The organism is Prevotella conceptionensis 9403948 (assembly GCF_000312305.1).
GTDB lineage: Bacteria > Bacteroidota > Bacteroidia > Bacteroidales > Bacteroidaceae > Prevotella > Prevotella conceptionensis.
Map to the genome: position 1 here is coordinate 259,422 of NZ_HE999447.1, position 20,933 is coordinate 280,354.

The 20,933-nt window shown below is 46.8% G+C and carries 16 protein-coding genes and 1 pseudogene; 9 read left to right on the forward strand and 8 right to left on the reverse strand.

All coding sequences use genetic code 11. From position 1 onward, the window contains the following. From BN93_RS08935 to BN93_RS08945, 3 genes and pseudogenes are all read left to right on the forward strand, one after another. Positions 1 to 825 carry an outer membrane protein assembly factor BamD gene (locus BN93_RS08935; protein WP_019187998.1) on the forward strand — a complete coding sequence of 275 codons (825 nt, stop codon included), beginning with the start codon at positions 1 to 3 and terminating at the stop codon, positions 823 to 825. 34 nt (positions 826 to 859) lie between these two features. Beyond that, entirely contained in the window at positions 860 to 1,195 is a 336-nt protein-coding gene (locus BN93_RS08940) for a DNA-directed RNA polymerase subunit omega (RefSeq protein WP_009229423.1), read from the forward strand. A 27-nt stretch (positions 1,196 to 1,222) separates the two neighbouring features. Beyond that, positions 1,223 to 1,650: pseudogene (locus BN93_RS08945) on the forward strand (DUF4293 domain-containing protein). Between the two features lie 97 nt (positions 1,651 to 1,747). Here BN93_RS08945 and BN93_RS08950 read toward each other — a convergent pair. Then, positions 1,748 to 3,265 carry a DUF4301 family protein gene (locus BN93_RS08950; RefSeq protein ID WP_019187999.1) on the reverse strand — a complete coding sequence of 506 codons (1,518 nt, stop codon included), beginning with the start codon at positions 3,263 to 3,265 and terminating at the stop codon, positions 1,748 to 1,750. Positions 3,266 to 3,570: 305 nt separating this feature from the next. Here BN93_RS08950 and BN93_RS08955 point away from each other — a divergent pair, with 305 nt between their 5' ends. The 6 genes from BN93_RS08955 (at position 3,571) to BN93_RS08980 (ending at position 12,333) form a co-directional block, all read left to right on the forward strand. After that, positions 3,571 to 5,781 (forward strand): RelA/SpoT family protein, encoded by a 2,211-nt coding sequence (locus BN93_RS08955; protein WP_019188000.1) that lies wholly within the window; start codon positions 3,571 to 3,573, stop codon positions 5,779 to 5,781. Positions 5,782 to 5,914: 133 nt separating this feature from the next. Beyond that, positions 5,915 to 6,898, forward strand: a complete 984-nt coding sequence (fmt, locus tag BN93_RS08960) for a methionyl-tRNA formyltransferase (RefSeq protein WP_019188001.1) — start codon at positions 5,915 to 5,917, stop codon at positions 6,896 to 6,898. A 101-nt stretch (positions 6,899 to 6,999) separates the two neighbouring features. Beyond that, positions 7,000 to 7,569, forward strand: a complete 570-nt coding sequence (locus tag BN93_RS08965) for an L-threonylcarbamoyladenylate synthase (RefSeq protein ID WP_009229418.1) — start codon at positions 7,000 to 7,002, stop codon at positions 7,567 to 7,569. Positions 7,570 to 7,607: 38 nt separating this feature from the next. Continuing rightward, the gene (locus BN93_RS08970) at positions 7,608 to 9,413 is read left to right on the forward strand and encodes a chloride channel protein (protein WP_019188002.1); all 1,806 of its coding nucleotides are present in this window, start codon (positions 7,608 to 7,610) and stop codon (positions 9,411 to 9,413) included. A 222-nt stretch (positions 9,414 to 9,635) separates the two neighbouring features. Further along, positions 9,636 to 9,896: a SemiSWEET family transporter gene (locus BN93_RS08975; protein WP_009229416.1), complete on the forward strand. Its 261-nt coding sequence runs from the start codon at positions 9,636 to 9,638 to the stop codon at positions 9,894 to 9,896. 1,483 nt (positions 9,897 to 11,379) lie between these two features. Next, on the forward strand, positions 11,380 to 12,333 hold the full coding sequence (locus BN93_RS08980; protein ID WP_232211150.1) for a hypothetical protein: 954 nt from the start codon (positions 11,380 to 11,382) through the stop codon (positions 12,331 to 12,333). Positions 12,334 to 12,442: 109 nt separating this feature from the next. Here BN93_RS08980 and BN93_RS08985 read toward each other — a convergent pair whose 3' ends face one another. The 7 genes from BN93_RS08985 to BN93_RS09015 all read right to left on the reverse strand — a co-directional run bounded on the left by BN93_RS08985 (position 12,443) and on the right by BN93_RS09015 (position 20,901). Next, the gene (locus BN93_RS08985; protein WP_019188004.1) at positions 12,443 to 14,443 is read right to left on the reverse strand and encodes a fructose-bisphosphatase class III; all 2,001 of its coding nucleotides are present in this window, start codon (positions 14,441 to 14,443) and stop codon (positions 12,443 to 12,445) included. Further along, on the reverse strand, positions 14,444 to 15,568 hold the full coding sequence (locus BN93_RS08990) for a glycosyltransferase family protein (protein ID WP_019188005.1): 1,125 nt from the start codon (positions 15,566 to 15,568) through the stop codon (positions 14,444 to 14,446). Between the two features lie 5 nt (positions 15,569 to 15,573). Continuing rightward, on the reverse strand, positions 15,574 to 16,752 hold the full coding sequence (locus tag BN93_RS08995) for a glycosyltransferase (RefSeq protein ID WP_232211151.1): 1,179 nt from the start codon (positions 16,750 to 16,752) through the stop codon (positions 15,574 to 15,576). 10 nt (positions 16,753 to 16,762) lie between these two features. Beyond that, complete coding sequence (gene lysA, locus BN93_RS09000) at positions 16,763 to 17,926, reverse strand: diaminopimelate decarboxylase (RefSeq protein ID WP_019188007.1); 1,164 nt, start codon at positions 17,924 to 17,926, stop codon at positions 16,763 to 16,765. 131 nt (positions 17,927 to 18,057) lie between these two features. Then, complete coding sequence (locus BN93_RS09005) at positions 18,058 to 19,377, reverse strand: aspartate kinase (RefSeq protein ID WP_019188008.1); 1,320 nt, start codon at positions 19,375 to 19,377, stop codon at positions 18,058 to 18,060. 35 nt (positions 19,378 to 19,412) lie between these two features. Next, the gene (locus BN93_RS09010; protein ID WP_019188009.1) at positions 19,413 to 20,123 is read right to left on the reverse strand and encodes a cell division ATP-binding protein FtsE; all 711 of its coding nucleotides are present in this window, start codon (positions 20,121 to 20,123) and stop codon (positions 19,413 to 19,415) included. Between the two features lie 247 nt (positions 20,124 to 20,370). Continuing rightward, positions 20,371 to 20,901 carry an FHA domain-containing protein gene (locus BN93_RS09015; protein ID WP_009229408.1) on the reverse strand — a complete coding sequence of 177 codons (531 nt, stop codon included), beginning with the start codon at positions 20,899 to 20,901 and terminating at the stop codon, positions 20,371 to 20,373. Positions 20,902 to 20,933 lie beyond the last annotated feature (32 nt).

Genomic DNA, 20,933 nt, shown 5'->3' on the forward strand with positions numbered 1-20,933 from the left:
ATGAAGAAGCCACTGCTCATCATTTCTACGGCCGCTTTGCTGCTTTCTAGTTGCGCACACGAATTCAATCAGGTGTACAAAAGCGACAACGTACAATACAAGTACGAGTACGCAAAAGAATGTTTCGCAAAAGGAAAGTACGTGCGCGCCATAACGCTTTTACAAGAGCTTGTAACCCTACAGAAAGGTACCGAGAATGCACAGGAAAGCCTTTACATGCTGGCTATGGCCCAATATAACAGTAAAGACTACGAAACGGCTGCTCAATACTTCAAGAAGTATTACCAATCGTACCCCAAAGGACGCTACGCAGAGATGGCACAGTTCTACGTGGGGCAAAGCTTGTTCATGAGCACCCCCGAGCCTCGCTTGGACCAATCGAGGACTATCCAGGCCATAACCGACTTCCAAACCTTCTTAGACCTGTACCCCGACTCGAAATTAAAGCCACAGGCTCAACAAAGACTCTTCGACCTGCAAGACAAGCTGGTTGAAAAGGAATTGTACACAGCCAAATTGTATTACGACTTGGGCACTTACTTTGGCAATTGCAACTTTGGCGGCAACAACTATGAGGCTTGTATCATCACTTCGCAAAACGCTTTGAAGGATTATCCTTATAGTCGACTTCGCGAAGACTTTGCCGTGTTGCTGATGAAAAGCAAGTTTGAACTGGCACAACAAAGCGTAGAAACAAAGAAGTTGGAACGCTTTCAGGATGCCGAAGACGAGTGCTACGGCTTCATCAACGAATATCCTGACTCGAAAGAGCGCGTGCTGGCAGAGAAATACATTGCCAAATGCAAGGAGATAACGAAAAATTGAATTAGTAATTAAACAGAATAGGAACATTAAATTTATGGATTACAAAAAGTCGAAGGCACCGCTAAACACTGTCACAAGAGACATTATGGACTTGTGCAACGAAACGAACAACATCTACGAAAGCGTTGCCATCATTGCCAAGCGGGCCAACCAAATAAGCATCGAGATTAAACAAGACTTGAACAAGAAGTTGCAAGAGTTCGCCTCGTACAACGACACGCTGGAAGAGGTTTTCGAAAACCGTGAGCAAATTGAGATTTCGCGTTACTACGAAAAACTGCCCAAACCCACTTTGTTGGCCACGCAAGAGTTTATTGACAACAGCATTTATTGGCGCGACCCGTCGAAAGAGGGACAACAGGTAGACTAAATGTGGCAACGTAAACAAACCGTATTCATGGCGTTGGCCATCGCCATCACCATTGCTTGCCTATGCTTGCCGCTGGGATATTTCGAGCCTAAGGGCATGGGACTGAATGCAGAAATGTTTAACCTGTGGATTAAACAACCGGAAGGGGGAGTAAGCATGACGTCGAGCGTGCTTTTAGCCATTCAAGTACTTACGGCATCCATCGGCGTATGGGCGATTGTGGGCTTCGTAACAGGCCACGCCAGGCCAAACTGTGTGTTGTTAACATGCTGCTGCTGATTGTTTGGTATGCACTTGCAGCCTTTTATACGCTACATGTTGGGTATCGCGACTACACTTTCCACGCCGACCTCGCCATTTGCTTTCCTCTCATTGCCATCATTCTTTATTGGATGGCACGCAGGGGCGTGCTTGCCGATGAAAAATTGGTGAGGGCAGCAGACCGGATTAGATAAGGCATTTAAGCAAGAAGTTAGTATTCGCTTAAATAAAGAAAGGGGAAACTCCGTTGCGGCGTTTCCCCTTTCTTGTTTCTGTTCACAGGCAAAAAGCTTATTGGTGTTCGGGCCTTAACAGGTCGTTTACAGTCTTTACAGGGTTGAACGTAGACAACGGCACCTCAACAAACACCGTGTTCCAATCGCTCATGGCACCATTCCACAAGCCAGGAAGTTCCAAAGCTTTCAGCTGTTTGCCATTCTTGCTCTTCGAACTGATAAATCCAGTGTTGTGATCTACGAAGTCGGGCAAATGGAAAGCCTTGCCACAGTAGTCGCGGATGCCGCAAACAAGGTCAACAGGATTGAAGTGTGTGCCATCCTTAAAGGCCTTAACATACTCGGCATTGTTGCTGTCTATTTGGCTACTTTCAAGAATTTGCAAGCTAACCGTTCCGTCTTCGTTGTAAGTAAGGAACGGTCCGCCGCCTGGTTCGCCCACATTCTTAACCATACCACAAACACGCATGGGTCTGTTAAGTTTCTTGTGGAGGTATTCGGCAAGTGCCTTATCATCGAGTTCGCTTACACCCTCGCGCTTACAACACAGTTCCTCTTCAAGGAAGTGCATCATTTCATCAAGCTCTTTGCGCGAATATCCGCCTTCATCAAGCATCGACAAATAGGCGAACGCACGCTTTTGCAAATGCACAAGAATGCCGCCAAGCAATTTTTTATAGGTAACAGTGTCGTCTTTCAGTCTATCGGGCACCACGTTATCAATGTTCTTAATAAACACCACGTCGCCTTCTACATCGTTCAAGTTTTGAATTAGCGCGCCATGACCGCCCGGACGGAAAAGCAACGAGCCGTCTTCGTTTCTGAAAGGCGTGTTGTCGGGGTTCACAGCAAGCGTGTCGGTAGAGGGCTTTTGCTCAGAGAACGAGATGTTCAGGCGCGTATTGTACGCCTTTTCGTACTTCCCTGCCTTTTCAGCCACCTTGTCTTTGAAGAGTTGCAGATGGTCGTGCGACACAGTGAAGTGAACATTTGCCTCGCCATTAGATGCCGCATAGAGAGCCGCCTCAACAAGATGTTCTTCCAAAGGCGTGCGCGGTTCGTCGTCGTAGTTGTGGAAGAGCAACAACCCTTTGGGCAAATTGCCATAGTTCAGCCCTTCTTCGCCCAACAAATGCGCCACAATCTCCTTATAACGGCCAGCCTCTTTCAAGTCGCAAACACTGCTTTGCGTGTCGGTCTTGCAGCTTTTGCAAAGCTGTTTCCTAAATGCAAACAGCTTAATGTTGTCAAAAAACTCTTTCTCAAACGCGCTTGTGGGTTCGTTGTAGGGAGCATCGAGAAATGCGAAGAGGTCTTTGAACATCCTACTAGCCGCCCCCGACGCAGGAACAAACTTCACAACCTTGCGCCCTTCGGCCTGATAACGCTCCCATTCGGCCAAAAACGCATCGCGTTCTTTTGCTGTTGGCGCCATAATTCCATTGCCTATTGATGCCGCGGCTTGCAGTTTAAGATAAGGGAAACCCTTGCGGTGCTGTTCCATTTGGTGCTCAACCGTCGCCTCACTGATGCCTAGGCTCTCAATCTGTTGTAGGTCTTGTTTTGTTAACATAATATCTAGGTTTTATATTATATGTGTAAAGTGCTGAACAAATGTAACAACTTTTCTGCTAAACAAGAAATTATTGGGCTATTTTTTGTATCTTTGCAATAATCGGAGTAGCCAATCTACTCCTTATTTATTATATATATAGGCAAAGATGGAGCAGGTAAACGGATGCCCATTGCTAACGTTCAGGGTAACCCATCGATATGGTGAACAGGGTATTATGTCACAACACATATCGCCAAACACTAAGAAAGGCGTACCCCGTCCTTAACAAAGCCTATGAGGTTGACTAAGAAAAAAGACAGCGTATGGAAGAAAAACTCGTTTTCAGTACAGAGGAACAAGACACTGCTAACGGCCTCTTGTCTAAGCTGTTGGCCAACGATGCCAACGGCTTTCAACCTAACGATGCAGAAAAACTACGCCAACGCATTGACCAATACGTTCATTCGGGAACACTACAACGCAACATCTTCGGTCTTAATCCCATTGTCTACGCCCTAGAAACAGCCGAAATAGCTTTCGACGAAATAGGATTGAAACGCGATGCGATAATAGCCATCGTGCTATACACGGGCGTTGTGGCTGGACTTAGCGACACAACACAGATAGAAAAAGACTTTGGCCGAGGCGTAGCGCAAATCATTCACGGGCTTGTTAAGGTGCAAGAGCTATACAAAAGAACGCCTGTGGTGGAGAGCGAGAATTTTAGAAACCTGCTCATCTCGTTCGCCGAAGACATGCGTGTGATACTGATCATGATTGCCGACCGCGTTAATCTGATGCGACAAGTGCGCGACACCGACAACGAAGAGGCGCGATTGGAGGTGGCACAAGAGGCTAGTTACCTGTACGCACCGCTTGCTCACAAGCTGGGACTGTACAAGTTGAAGAGCGAATTGGAAGATTTGAGCCTGAAATACTTGGAGCACGACGCCTATTACATGATTAAAGACAAGCTCAACGCCACCAAAAAGTCGCGCGACAGCTATATCGAACGTTTCATAACGCCCATACAACAACGGCTGGAAGAGGCCGGATTGCACTTTCACATGAAAGGCCGAACGAAGAGTATCCACTCTATTTGGCAGAAGATGAAGAAACAAAAGTGCAACTTCGAGGGCATTTACGACCTCTTTGCCATACGTATCATCATCGATTCGCCCATAGATAAGGAGAAGATGCAATGCTGGCAGGCCTACTCTATCGTAACAGACATGTACATGCCCAACCCAAAACGCCTGCGCGATTGGCTCAGTGTGCCCAAAAGCAACGGCTACGAAAGTCTACACATCACGGTGTTGGGCCCCGAAAACAAATGGGTTGAAGTACAGATACGCACCGAACGGATGGACGAAATAGCCGAAAAAGGACTGGCTGCACACTGGCGTTACAAAGGAATTAAGGGAGAAAGCGGCATAGACGAATGGCTTTCGAACATCAGGGCAGCCTTGGAGAACAACGACGACTTGCAGTTGATGGACCAATTCAAGATGGGGCTGTACGAAGACGAAGTGTTCGTGTTCACACCCAAAGGCGAATTGCTCAAGTTTCCCAAGGGAGCCAACATCCTCGACTTTGCCTACCGCATCCATTCGGGCGTAGGAAACAAGTGTGTGGGCGGCAAAATCAATGGCAAGAACGTATCGTTCAGAGCCGAATTGAAGTCGGGCGACGAGGTGGAAGTCATTACGCAGAGCAACCAAACGCCCAAACAAGAATGGATAAACATCGTTAAAACCCCACGGGCGAAGGCTAAAATAAAGCTGGCACTCAAAGATACCATCGCCAAAGACACCGTCTATGCCAAGGAACTGCTGGAAAGAAGGCTCAAAAACAGAAAGATTGAGTTCGACGAAAGCACCATGATGCACCTCATCAAGCGCATGGGCTTTAAGGTTGCAACCGACTTTTACAAGCAAATAGCCGACGAAAAGCTCGACGTTAACGAGGTTATCGAGAAGTATGTAGCGGTGCGCGACTACGATCAAAACCTTAATGCGCCCCAAATTACAAGGAGTGCAACCGAGTATAGCTATGACAATCCCGACGAAGAGATTGCCAGAAACAACGACGACGTTTTGGTTATCGACCGCAATTTAAAAGGAGTAGACTACTCGTTGGCCAAATGTTGCCAGCCCATATATGGCGATCCGGTTTTCGGTTTCGTTACGGTGAGCGGCGGAATTAAGATACATCGCGCCAATTGTCCTAACGCTCCCGAACTGCGCAAACGCTTTGGCTACCGCATTGTGAAAGCCAGATGGAGCGGAAAGAGTGCAGGACAATATAGCATCACCATCAAAGTGGTGGGCAACGACGACCTCGGCATTGTCAACAACATTACGAGCATCATCTCGAAAGAAGAGAAAATCGTGATGCGTTCCATCAATATCGACTCGCACGACGGCCTGTTCGACGGCACCATCGTTGTACAATTAGAAGACGTTACCAAGTTGGAGGCGCTGATGAAAAAGCTACGAACCGTTAAAGGCGTTAAGCACGTGTCGCGCCTGTAAGGCTAATCCCAGCAACAAAACCAAGGGGAACGAACAACAAGAACGCTCACAGCGCAGACTCATCCGCGCCAATAAAGACCGCATAAATGCCCCTTCGCCCTCCTTTACAACAACCAAAGTATAAAGCAACAGAATGAACAAACAAGATTTAAGAATAGTTTTCATGGGCACGCCCGAATTTGCAGTGCCATCGCTCAAGCTGCTTGTAGAAGGCGGTTACAACGTGGTGGCCGTGGTTACACAGCCCGATAAGCCCGTGGGCCGACACGGTTCCACCCTTCAAGCACCACCCGTTAAGCAGTATGCCCTGTCTAAATCCATACCCGTATTGCAGCCAGAGCGCATGAAAGACGAGGATTTTCTATGCCAACTCCGCGCTTTCGATGCCCATCTGCAAGTGGTTGTAGCCTTTCGCATGCTGCCCAAGCAGGTATGGAACCTGCCACCCTTCGGCACTTTCAACGTACATGCAGCCCTACTTCCACAATATCGTGGAGCCGCCCCCATCAATTGGGCCGTCATCAACGGCGAAACAGAAACGGGCGTTACCACTTTCTTCCTTGACGAAGACATCGACACGGGCCGAATTATCAGTCATAAACGCCTGCCCATACCCGATGATGCCAACGTGGAATGGGTGTATAACAACCTGATGAACCTTGGTGCAGAGCTGTGTATCGAAACCGTAGACCGCATTTTGCAAAACGACGGCAAGGTAGAGAGCACCGAACAACCCCAAGACCAACCCTTAAAACATGCGCCGAAGATATTTAAGGAAACCTGCCAAATAGATTGGAACCAACCTGCAAAGCGCATATACGACTTTATTCGCGGACTAAGCCCCTACCCTGGCGCGTGGACCGAGATACAAAAAACAGGCATCGAGGGCGAGAACAAACCCCAAGTGCTGAAAATTTTCAGTGCAACAAAAACCCAAATACCTGCAAATGCCCAGCCGGGAACATTTGTTGTAGAAGGCAATCGCCTGTTTGTAAACACTGCCGACAGCCTACTTGAATTGCAAGAAATACAGCTAGCAGGCAAGAAACGCATCGCCAGCCGCGACTTTCTCAATGGCACTCGCGATGCAAACCTATATCGTGCCATCAGCCAATGAACCTTGCGCACACCACGTTTTAGCAACTAAATAAAACGCCATTTGCTTGGGGCTAACGTATTTTTGTTATATATTTGCAAGTCGAACAGAAGAAAAACAACATGACAAGAGAAGAAGACATCAAGAAAGCCGTTGAGGTATTAAGGAAAGGCGGCATCATACTCTACCCCACAGACACCATTTGGGGTATCGGATGCGATGCTACCAATGCCGAGGCGGTGGCCAAAGTGTACCAAATAAAACAGCGCGACGACTCCAAGGCAATGATATGCCTTGTAGATTCGGCCACGCGCATGCAACGATATGTGCGTAACGTGCCCAACGTGGCATGGGATTTGGTGGAGCTTGCCACCAAACCCACAACGCTAATACTCGACGATGCCGTTAACCTTGCACCCAATCTCATTGCCGAAGACGGCTCGGTGGCCTTGCGGGTAACTGACGAACCATTCTCAAAAGAACTATGTTACCGCTTTCAAAAGGCTTTGGTTAGCACTAGTGCCAACATTAGCGGACAGCCCGCAGCACAAAATTACAAGGACATTAGCGAAGAATTGCTCAACGCCGTCGACTACGTGTGCTGGTCCAGACGGCAAGAACACAAGCCGCATACGCCTAGCTGCATCATCAAGTTGAACAAAGACGGAGAAGTAACCGTAATACGCAAGTAACGCCAACACGCTTAGAACAACACAGACAAGCCTAAGAAATGGATACGACAATAGAGATTGAAGACAAAACCCCGATTGGCAGGTTTACCAAATGGCGCACCCAACACCTTTCAACAAGGCAATTCACGCTCATCCTCTCGTTCTTCGTGGGGTTGTTCGCTGCCATTGCGGCCTATTCTCTGCATTGGATTATCAAGCAGATACAAATGCTCCTCACCGAAGGGTTCACCATATCTTCCATCAACTGGCTGTATCTTGTTTTCCCCGTTGTAGGTATTTATCTCACGTCCCTATTCATTAGGCATGTCGTTAAAGACAACATCTCGCACGGAATCACCCGTGTGCTCTATGCCATATCCACCAAGCAAGCGCGTTTAAAGGGGCACAACTGCTGGTCGTCTGTCATCGCATCGGCCATCACCATCGGGTTCGGAGGCTCGGTAGGAGCAGAGGCACCCATCGTATTAACGGGGTCGGCCATCGGCTCTAACCTCGGGCAACTCTTCAAACTCGACAATCGCACCATGATATTGCTTGTTGGTTGTGGTGCATCTGCCGCCATTGCAGGCATTTATAAGGCGCCAATTGCAGGCCTGGTGTTCACCTTAGAGGTGCTCATGGTCGACCTAACCATGGCCTCTTTGCTGCCCATACTCATCGCTTGCGTAACGGCCACATGCTTTACTTACATCTTTGTGGGCACCGATTCGATGTTCACCTTTCACCTCGACGGCGAATGGATGATAGAACGTGTGCCTGCAAGCGTGTTGTTCGGCATCTTCTGCGGTATGATTAGCCTTTACTTCATGCGCACCATGACCGCTTGCGAAAACGTATTCGGAAAGATGAAGAACCGCCCATACCAACGATTAGTTTTGGGCGGTATCATTCTCAGTTCGCTTATTTTCCTTTTCCCTTCGCTCTATGGCGAGGGTTTAAGTTCGGTAAACACCCTACTCAACGGCAATACCGAAACCGATTGGAGTCAGATACTCAACAATTCGCTGTTCTATGGCCACGACAACCTGCTGGTTGTGTACGTTGGTCTGGTGCTTTTCACCAAGGTATTCGCCACATCGGCCACCAATGGCAGCGGCGGTTGTGGCGGAACGTTCGCCCCCTCGCTGTTTATCGGCGGCTTTGGCGGCTTTTTCTTCGCCCGTTTGTGGAACATGTACAACATCGGTGTGTACATTCCAGAAAAGAATTTCACGCTACTGGGCATGGCAGGCGTAATGACTGCCGTGATGCACGCGCCGCTTACGGGCATATTTCTCATTGCCGAGATAACCGGGGGCTACCAATTATTGTTGCCACTGATGATTGTTTGCATCAGTTCTTACCTCACCATCAACATTTTCGAGCCGCATAGCATTTATAGCATGCGTCTTGCACGCGAGGGAAAACTCATCACCCACCACACGGATAAGTCCATCCTTACGCTGATGAGCATGGAAAGCATCATCGACAAGAACTACATTGCCGTTAATCCCGAAATGCCTTTGGGCAAGTTGGTGTATGCCATCAGCCGCAGCCACACCAGCTTTATCCCCGTACTAGACCATGCGGGAAGGCTCATTGGCGAGATAGACGTTACCAAGATAAGGCATATCATGTTCCGAACAGAGTTGTATCAGAAGTTTAGTGTGGCGCAAATAATGATTCCCACGCCTGCCGTGCTTGGACGTAACGACCCAATGGAAGAGGTAATGAATAAGTTCGACAAGACAGATGCCACCTATCTGCCCGTTGTCGATGCCAATAACGAACTACAAGGATTCATTTCGCGCACACGTATGTACGCCATGTATCGTAAGATGGTGGCCGACTTCTCCACCGAATAAAGGGAATGGTAAGCGTGTGCGTTTTTCAGTTAGTGAGATTATGAGGTTGTGAGTTGATAAGATTGTGAGTTGTTGATATTCATAAGTTTTTAGCTTGTGGCCGAATGTAATAAAAACTCATAAACGCATGCACCCATCATACTAGTTCACTCATTAACTGGTCAAATCGTCAACCGGTCAACCCATTTATAGTTTCACACAACGTTAAATAGCTAATTAGAGATGAAGAAAGAAAAGTTTTTTGGTTATGTAGGATGGGTGGGTATGTGTACCTCCATCCTTATGTACGTGTTTTATTTTCCACAAATACAGGAGAATTTAAACGGCAACAAAGGCTCGTTTATTCAGCCTTTCATGGCAGGCATCAACTGCACGCTATGGGTTTGCTACGGTTTGTTTAAAGAAAAGCGCGACCTTCCTTTGGTTCTAGCCAATTCGCCAGGCGTTATTTTCGGGTTCTTCGCTGCGTTCACCGCGCTATAAGCCAATCCTAGTTTTGTTATGAGCTTGTAAGTTGATGAGTTTATGATGCTGTGAAGTTTCTCGCAAGCCAAAACCGCTAAACCCATTAACTTACCAACTCATAACGCTTACCCAATTATCTATTCACCAACTTGTTAACGTAACCACTTGTCGACTTCATCCACTTGTCAGCTCGTCAACTTGTTAACTCGTCAGCTCATAAACCATTTAACCCATCAACTTGTTAACCTGTCATCACATAAAGTAGCGAACCCTCCACCCTTGTCAACTCGTTTGCTGGTTAACTCATCAACTAACCAACTCAAAACCCATCAACTCACAAACTCATAGGTTTATAAACCCACAAACTTAAATCGTTGCTTTTATTTTACAAAACCACTCCTTTCTTCACTCCATTCTAGCGGAAGTATTGGTTAAAAAGTTGGCAAAAGACCACTATTTCTCGCTTTTCACACCTTGAGGTTTGTCTATTTTTAAGCACAAAACCTGCATTTTGCACCATTTTGCCTTTCTAGTTTGGATGCCAGCTCGTATTTTTTCACCCCCAATTTCCCACTTTTAGCCCCTAAAACCCCACTTTTTAACTGTTGTTTCGCTCCTTTTGACCATGTGTTTCATGAATCTAAAAGGTTTTGTTTATACATTTACTGTGGATGTTTATGCTTTTCGTCTTGCATTTAGCAGCATTTAGCACTGCGTTTAGCACCATTTTACATTGCGTTTAGCACCAAAATGCACTGCATTTAGCACCAAAACGCACTGCGTTTAGCGGCATATTGCACTGCATTTAGCGGCAAAACGCACTTCATTTTACTACAAATAGCCCGAAAAATGGTGTAAATGGCGGTTTAGGAGAATATATATTCATTTTGCCTGCATGTACAACGTCCCCCTTTTTGCATCAAAACCAACCTTCGCGAGAATCGATTTTTTGCGGCAAGGTTGGCGGTTGGTGAGCAGAAAGGGCACTCATAATGTTAAAAAAAGCAGTAAAAACATTACAAAATCCGAGTTGATAAGGCCATAAATGAACCAGTTGACAAGTTTATAAGTCGGCGAGAACAGATTCAACTTACTTCCTATAGATGTGTATAGTGAATGGTGTTAGTGAAGGAATAAACCAAAGATACCAGATAAAATCGAGAAAAATCCCGAAGAGCAAATACATAAAAGCAATCCTACTGATTTGTAAACTTACTTTATTTATATCCAGAATGAAAAGCTTTTATCCAAACCATCAAACTAAATCGACACGACGTGGCATCCTAGCACTTGCGTTTGTTCGTTTTATCCATCATTATTATCAGTAAGTTATCTGACTAACAAAATAAAATATCATAAACAAATAATTATATTTATTTATCATAGTTAAAGGTAATTGGACATGCTTTATAACACATTAAGATATTGCAATCATTCAAAAAAAACGAAGTATATTTGCAGCATATTAATAACATTAGGTAGAATCTTAATTAATTAATTTATGATGCTAAGAAGACAACAATGTTTTTTTACCTTGACAAGGTGGCAAACTTTTAAACAAAGAATGGGCACTGTAGCAAAAATCGCTACTTGTGCCGTAGTAATGAGCCTTGCGGCTTGTGGTAACAATGATGACCCGAATGATGAGAGGCTAGGAGACATTAAGGTTATCGTAAAAGAGAACTTAGATGGCCAGCCCTACTCCGACCTAAACTCCGTTAGAGTTGGAGACTTTATACGTTATGATCTAGAAGTAACAGGATCAGGAGATGCTGAAAAGTATGATTACAAGTTCAATCCTTTTAGTTCAGGCAACATTCCACATCAACTTTTGGGAAAGGACTACGAAGCGTGGCTTTTCACCGATGTCAATTACAAGGCATACAATGACAAGAATACAGCTCCTGCTCAACGTAAAAAGATTATGCAAGAATCGAAACTAAAGGATGTGGAAACATTAATCCAACCTAACACGAAGTACGTCCTGCTTATTAGGCCACTGGTTCCTGGTACATTCAAATTAGATTCACGCTGTTCAAAATCTAAAAAGGGAGAAAGCTATTCAGTAATTGGTGATGTTCCAATAAACTTTAATTGCACAAAGCTTGAGGCTTGGTGGGTTGAGATAGAAGATCAAAGTGGTGGCCTTTTCCAAGAGTCACGTAGCCATAATGCTTTCTACTTCCAAGTGAACGACGGGACAGCCGAAACAGACAGATTCTTGGCTGAAAAGGAAAATAAGAAAATGACTTTTGAGATTATCTATGATGGAAACACATATACAGGAGATTTTGTTGAAGGGAAACCTATATGGTTTCACAATAGCGAACAAGGAAGAGGCGCACCCCCTGTGGATAACAAGATTATAAGTTATGTACGACTCAGTATTGCAGAGACAGGACAAGAGCCGATAAATATAGAATACCACAATATATATATGAACAAAAGAAATTAAGTTCTAAGATAGCATGAAGTTGTATCTTTGCTTGTAACTTACATTCTTCGTGTTATTTGTATAAAAGTATTAGCCCCAAGCAAGACAATGCTTGCTTGGGGCTAACCTTTTATTCTTGTTTCTTCCGTTCGGCCTCTTTTATTATACCGTGTCGGTAGGCATAGAGCAGTTCTTCCAAGTCGGCCACCTGCTTGTTCAGTTCAACGCCCTTGTCGGTATCGGCCACCAACATTCTATGCGACGACATTTCGATAATCTGCGTGGTACTCTTAATGTCCCTTCCTGTGCGAATGGCATCCATTGCACTGGCGAATGGTTCGTGCTGAACCAATTGGAAACCACGGCTATGATACACCAATGTGTAGCCTGCAATGCCCGTTTCCTTGTGATAAGCCTCAGAGAAACCACCATCAATGACCATCAGCTTGCCGTTGGCCTTTATTGGATTCTCGCCATTAGCCACGTGTACGGGTACGTGCCCATTGATGATGTGCCTATTTTCGCCCTTAACGTCGAAGGCATCAAGAATGCTGTCAACCACCGCCTCGTTGTCTCGCAGCATAAAATAGTTGCCCTTTCTCTCCTTATGCGTTTCTTTTTCGGCGATGAAATAACGTTCGAACGTGGCCATCTTCGATTTGTCGAAGAGGGGCGAGTCGGGTCCGCACCACAAATAAAGAAAGTAATCAATGGCATATTCGCGTTCTTCGGGCTCGGCATCCTTTTGGTAGGCAGTGCGAACAAGCATACCTATTTTGTGTAAGAGCTTTCGCCCCGAAAGGGTTTGCCCTGGAAACACCTCCACTTCTTTAAGTGAAGCATCATCGTTTAGCGGTACCGAGGCATGGAAAAGCAAGTTGTTGTTGTAGATAGCGTACATGCAACCATGCTGCAAAAGCAGGCGTACGTGGCGTTGCAACTTCTCACTCACCTTGAAAGAGTGGCGCAAACGCTTGGCCAACATCTTCTCTTCGGGCGTAAGTTCCAACGGATTGTTGGGGTCTATCGTTGGGAACTCGTTGCTGGTGAGTTGGTACTCCTTTCCATCGAGCGTGATAACACCTCTTGTATAGTCGATGTGGCGCAACACGGCTCGGTTGGTCATCTGCCAATGGGGATGCTTTTCAAAGAGTTGTGCCTCCACCTTAAACTGTATTACGGCAATGGCCTTGTGCATAAGTGCCGTAAGCCGCATTGTTTTTTCATCGAGTTTCATTGACTCGCCACTGCTCTTCGGAATGAACTCCTTGCATGCGGTGTCGCCATAAGTCTCCATTGCAAAAGTGGCAAGCGGCACAAGGTTGATGCCATAGCCTTCTTCGAGCGTGGTGAGGTTGGCATAGCGTAACGACAGACGTATCACATTGCAGATACATGCCACGTTGCCGGCAGCAGCTCCCATCCAAAGCATATCGTGATTGCCCCACTGTATGTCCCAGCTGTGGTAGCGTTCCATCGTGTCCATGATGACATGCGCCCCTGGACCGCGATCGTATATGTCGCCAAGTATGTGTAGCTGGTCGATGGCCAAACGCTGAATAACGTTGCAAATGGCCACAATAAAGTCGTCGGCACGCCCTGTGCTGATAATCGTTTCGATAATACCGTTTACATAAGCGGCCTTGTTCGAGTCGTCAACACGTTCGTGCAGCAACTCTTGTATAATATATTTGAAATCGGTAGGCAACGACTTGCGTACCTTCGAACGCGTGTATTTGCTCGAAACGTCTCTGCATACGCTCACAAGTTGGTGAATGGTGATGTGATACCAGTCGTTAATGTCGGTTTCGCTCTCCTTAACTAGCTCCAGTTTTTGTTCAGGATAGTATATCAGCGTGCACAGTTCGCGTTTCTCGGCCTCGCGCAACGTGGTTCCAAAAATCTCGTTTACCTTGCGTTTGATGTTTCCCGATGCGTTTTTCAGCACATGCTGAAAGGCCTCGTACTCGCCATGCAGGTCGGCCAAGAAGTGTTCTGTGCCCTTGGGCAGGTTAAGTATGGCCTGCAAGTTGATAATCTCTGTGCTGGCCTCGGCCACAGTTGGGAACGATTGCGCCAAGAGTGTAAGGTAGCGCAAGTCGCGTTCTATTTCGTATTTCTTCTTTTTCATCTAATTGTAAACCTTAGTTATCTTGTTCGTTAAGCTTTTTGTTTGTTTGTCGTCGAGCGGAAGAATGGGCATGAACCCTTCGGGCAGTTTGAACAAATGGTGCATAACGCTTTCTACCCGCCTGAAAAAGGGCAACAGCTTAACCTTGTTTAGTGCTTGCACAAGTGCCTGTTCGTCGTAATCGGTGAGCCTTAAATTGGCGTAAAGCGTTGCCAACAATTGCAGGTGCGCCGTGTCTTTGGGCAGGGCATCGTACAAAGTGCGCACAATTTCGACGATACCATCTACCGTGGAATTGTCGTCTGGGTTGTCCGTTTCTTCTTGTTGTTCGTCCTCGGCCTCTTGTTCTTCGCCTTCGGCAAGGTTGTCGTCTTCGGGAATGGGGTCGAAACAGAAGGTTTCGAACTTAGAAAGGTCGGTTGAAGGCGTTTCGGTTTGCAGCCTTTCCAGTCCTTTTCTCACCAAGTCGAGCACGCGTTCTTGTGCGGCATACATCAATACGTACCGCCATTGGGGCGTTGTAAGCGCGTCGATGGTTTCGAGGCGCAAGTCCATTGCGGCGAACATTTCGGCATCTATGCCGGCAAGCACCAACGCGCCCACTAGTTCGAGGTCGGCCGCAGTGAGCATCGTGGCAGGCCAAGTGTTAAGCGTTTTATGATAAAGGCGCACAAACTGGGCAGCCATGTCCGCGGTGTCAATGGCTCCGCTGATACGTGGATTGTCTATACGCACGATGTTTGCGGTGGCGTTTAGGCTTTTTAGTGTGTCGCTTTCGAACTGTCCGCAAGCGTGAACCACCTCTACCCTACTCAACATTCGTTGCACTGGTATGTTGAGCAGCATGCGTTTTACTTTTAGAAGATTGTGTATTCGCCAAGGGTTTAGTTCGCCAAAGGGCGACAACACCACGGGCGTATGCGTGCGGAATGCCATGTTGTATAGGCGTAATGCCTTGGCATCCCAGCAACCAAAGATATGAAATAGGGAGAAATCGTGTCGCCACAGGGGCGCATCGTATGTTATTTCAATGTCGGGGTTGGTTTCTAAAAGGGCAAAAAGCGTTGTCAGATATTGCCTGTCAACATCTGATACACCTTTTGATATGTACACCAACACGTTCATCTAATTTAGAGTTTATGGCTTGTAAATTCGTATTTGTCGGCCTTCATGTATTTAAGATACGACCGCATCTTGCGCCAAGGCACCATCAATTCGAACCCGATTACGCGCCACGCAGGTATGCCGGCCTTGAATATCTTAATGGCTCTGTGGGCAAACAAAATGCGCAACACGATGGTGAGCAACAGATTGGCCGATGCCAATGATAGGATGAACCACCTTTCTTCTATCAATCCGTAGGCCAAACATGTGGCGGCAACGATGTAGTTGAGGTAAAGCATGATGTTGTCTAGGTTGAACAAGAACCTAACAAGCCATCCCCTTTGCAGGGTTTTGCGTGTTTCCCAAAAGAAAAGTTGCTGTGTGCGCCACTCTTTTAGCGTGGGAGCCTTAGTCTGCGTATGTGCATCGGGATGCAATGCCACCGCAACAGAGCCTTCGTCGCCAAATTTATTCACCAAGAAATCGTACTCGCCGCGCAACAGATTGAGGTTTCCAGAAAAGCCGTCGCGTTTCATAAAGTCGTCTTTTCTTATGGCCACCACTCCACCTGCGTGGCAATAAGGCTTACCTTTGATGGTTCGGGTAAGTGTGTAAAAGCCAGATCTAAACTGTTGCATGCGCCAGGAGGTCTTGGCATCGGTGTCGAGTGCGGTGTAACCAACAACCAGGCGTTTGTCGTCTGTGAGACTTTGGGTAAAGGCGGCAAGCCATTTGCAAGACGTTGGCACGCATGTGGGCTCCATGATAACGACCCAATCGGTTTCGGCAGCCTTTACGCCAATGGTTAACGTCAGTTTCTTACGGCTCATGTAGCGCGAAGAATTGGGCACGAATGTACAATACAAGTGCTTATCTCCTTTGTGTTCGGCCGACAACCGCTCTACTAGGGCATTGCCTTTATCGGCAACCAATATCACGCGGAAAGGCGCGGCGTATTCTTGTTGCAGCACCGTTTCTACCATAGTAGCCAGTTCGGGAGCGTCTTCCAATATGGGTATGACAATTGATACGGGTGTGGCGGAGGCGTCGGTAACGTCTACTTCGATTTCAGCATTCGCCAAAGCCAACTTCTTCAAGCGTCTGCCCCGCAAGAAAGGATTGCAGAACAGGGAGATGAAAAACAGCATAATTAACGATACACAGCAGACTATCGTTATTGCATCAATATATAAGGTTAAAACCATAAGGCTTGTTTTAAATGTTTAAATCGTTACTAAAATAACTCTTAGGCAACTGGCGGCAATTGTATTGCGATGCCATCGCCTCGCCATAAGCGCCTGCCGAACATATCGCTACCAAGTGGCCACGATGACTTGCAGGAAGAACAACATCGCTGCCAAATACGTCGCTCGACTCGCAAACGGGGCCAACCACATCATACACTTCGCTTGGAGCTGATGGGTTGGACAGGTTTAGGATTTGATGCCGAGCATGGTAAAGGGCTGGACGGAGCAAATCGTTCATTCCTGCATCGAGGATGAGGAAACGTTTGCTTTGTCCTTGCTTGACATAGAGCACTCGCGAAACCAGCCAACCACATTGCCCAACCAACGCCCTACCTAACTCGAAATGCACCTTTTGTTTCTCATTAAGTTGCAAATGCCGAGCATAGGTGTCGAAATAGGCCTTAAAGTCGGGTATGGCATGCGTGTCGGGATTGTCGTAGTCTATTCCTAACCCACCGCCCACGTTTATATGTTCGGGTTCGATGCCATGCTGTTTCAAAAGGTTCAACAAGCTGTTCACGCTCGTACAGACTTCGCGAAAGTCGTTCATATCTACAATCTGCGACCCAATGTGGAAGTGCAGACCGATAAAACGAATGTGTTTCAAAACTTGTAGCCTTTCGATGGTTGGCCAAACTTGGTCTATGGGAATGCCAAACTTGTTCTCGGCCAAACCCGTTGTTATCTTCGCATGCGTGTGGGCAGCCACGTTGGGGTTGACACGCAGGCACACATCGGCCGTTCGGTTCAGTTCGTTGCAAAGTTGCTCAATAACTTCCAGTTCTTCTATGCTTTCCACATTAAAGCAGAAAATGCCGCTTTCCAAGGCCAGCTTTATTTCCCAGTCGTTCTTACCCACACCTGCAAATACAATGCTGTCGCCCTTAAAGCCAGCACGCAATGCCGCCTCTATTTCGCCACCGCTTACACAATCCACTCCCAAACCAGCCGCTTTCATCGTCTGCAAAATGCGTTTGTTGGCGTTGGCCTTCACTGCATAATGCACGATAAAGTTTGGATGTTGAGCCAATTGTTCGTTCAGTGCATCGAGCGTGGCGCGCAACATGCCTTCATCGTAATAGTAAAAAGGTGTTGTCAGGTGCTTAAATGCGTGTGTAGGTAAACTAATCATTGTTAATGAAATTACAACCAAGAGTGTTATACAATTGTGTGCAGGGTGCAACCAGATGCAACGCGCGGTGCCTAAATAACAGCCAGCGGCCTGCCTTACAAGGCATCGTGCTGGCGCCGCAGCTCACATTGTTAGGAATTGAAAAGCTTGTGGCTAAGGCTTTGCAGAGCCCTTTGCTTGTCTTCTTCTTTGATTAGGAAGGAGATGTTGTAGTTAGAACCGCCATACGAAATCATCCTTACAGGGATGTTTTTCATCGCATCGGTCACCAATGTTTCAAATCCAACGTTGTTCCAATCAAGGTCGCCTACCACACAAACGATGCACATATCCGTGTCTACGGTAACTGTGCCATACTTTTTGAGTTCGTCAACGATTTCTTCAAGATGCGAGTCGTTGTCGATACTCATCGAGACGCCCACCTCGGAAGTTACAATCATGTCGATGGGCGTTTGGTAACTCTCGAATATTTCGAACACCTTGCGCAAGAAACCCGTGGCAAGCAACATGCGACTAGACTTTATCTTAATGGCCGTTATCTTGTCTTTGGCGGCGATGGCCTTTATCTTGTTGTGCAATACCTCGTTGTTGATGATGGTTCCCTCGGCATCTGGGTCCAAGGTGTTCTTCAATCGCACGGGGATGCCTGCATACTTGGCCGGCTGCACGCATGTGGGGTGCAATATCTTCGCGCCAAAGTAGGCCAACTCGGCAGCCTCTTCAAAGTTCAGTTGCCTAACGGCCTCGGTCTTATCTACCACACGTGGGTCGTTGTTGTGCATGCCGTCGATGTCTGTCCAAATCTGAATTTCATCGGCAGGCAATACTGCGCCCACTAGTGAGGCCGTGTAATCAGAACCTCCACGCAATAGGTTGTCTGTTTCGCCATACGCGTTCTTGCAAATAAATCCCTGCGTGATGTATATCTGATAGCCCTGATTCTCTTCCATCAGTCGGGCAAGATTTTCTCTGATGAAAGCCATATCGGGTTCGTTGTTCTTGTCTGTCCGCATGAAATCCAAGGCATCAAGCAACACGGCCTTAACGCCAATTTCCTGCAAATAGCTAACCATCATGTTGGTGCTTATCACTTCGCCTTGCGCCACAATGGTCTTTTCTTCAAAGCTAGTGAAGAGATCTTTGGTGAACGAACGAAGGTAATTGAACTCATCTACTAGGAAAGCACGCAACTTTTCCCTGTGTTGAGGTTCTGCAAGCAGTTCGTCAACATGCTTTACATATTGCTTTTCCAGGTTGTTTATCACCTCGTTGGCCCCTTCGGGGTTTTTCTTATAAAGGTAGTCGGCCACTTCCACAAGCGAATTTGTGGTGCCCGACATGGCCGAGAGCACCACAAATGTGGGTTCACCCGATGCCGTTATGAGCGACGCCACGTTCTTCATACGGTTGGGGGAGCCAACGGAAGTGCCTCCAAATTTCATCACTTTCATACCCAATGTAAGCTAAAAGTAAGTGTAACTATTGTTTAAATATCGTCTTCGGTGAGGTCTATCTTACTGTACTCGTCGGTAACCTCTTTTATTTTTCCGTCTCCGCAACGGTACACAATGCCAGGATACTTGCTCAGCATCGACAAATTGTGGGTAGACATCACCACGGCAGTACCGCTTTGGGTGATGTCGCGCAACAAGGCAACGATGTTCGTGGCCGTGTCGAGGTCGAGGTTGCCCGTTGGTTCGTCGGCAATAATCACCTTCGGATTATTCAAGATGGCCCGCGCAATGGCGATACGCTGCTGCTCTCCACCCGATAGCTCGTAGGGCATGTTGTGCTTCTTGTCGCTCATTCCCACGTCGGCCAGCACCTTCTCGATACGTTCGGTACGCTCAGCCTTGTCTTTCCATCCCGTAGATTTAAGCACGAACTGCAAGTTTTCCCATACACTTCGGTCGTGAAGTAGTTGAAAGTCTTGGAATATCACACCCAACTCTTTCCTTAGTGCGGGGACTTCTCGCCTACGCAAGGTCTTCAAGTTGCGCCCCAACACCTCTGCCGTGTCGGCGTCTTCTTCGTCAATGTCCAGTTCGCAGTAGATGGTTTTGAGGAAAGAACTCTTGCCAGTCCCCACCTTACCTATAATGTAGATGAACTCGCCTTCGTCTACATGAAAATCAACGCCGCGTAACACTTCGCGGTCGTCTTGGTAAACATTTACGTTTTTATATTCTATAAGCATTGGCCATCTCGTTTTGTTATGAAATACAATAGCCCGCGCCAATTAATTGCTTGCACGGTACAAGTTGTGCAAAGTTAGTGATTTTATTGCGATAAGTTCAACAAAATCGAAATAAAATGGGGGTTATTATCGCGTGTTCTGCAATTTGTTTGCATCTACGAACGTGCGCTTTACTTTTCTTCACATTATTTGTTTAGAAGAGAACTAGCCTGAAACATAAAATAACGAGCACAAAAAAAGGACTGAATCAGTCCTCTTCGTCTAGTGTTCGCAAGATAATGCTTGTTGCGCCGATGGTGAACAGCGAACCGTTTTCGAGCAAACGCCGCTCTCGGTCGCCCAATATTTCATTGTCAACGAATGTCCCCGTGTAGCTTGGGCCATCGCTTAACACATATTTCAAGCGCCCACGTTTATCTCTGCTCACCTCAATAGCGCAGTGATTCATGTCGATGCTTGGGTCGTTTGTTTCTATGGGGCAGTTTATTCCACTATTCTTCATGTACCGTCCAATAACGTTTCTACCCATACGGAGGGGCAAAACCTGCTTATAATGAAACACGTTCTCGATAACGGTTAGCGTGCCGCAGTGGTCTTTGCAGTCTAGTTCGTCGGCGTTTGTTTCCTTTTGACGGTTATGTAACTTCGAAACGCCAATGCGTATGCCGAACTCCTTACCACAATCTGGACACTGAAAAAAGAGCGATTGCCCTTCTTGGTAACGTGTTTCGTCGAAAGTTATGTAATTGTCGCACTTCGGACATCTTACTCTCTTCATGCTTTGCTAGTGTGTTTAATTCTACATGTAAG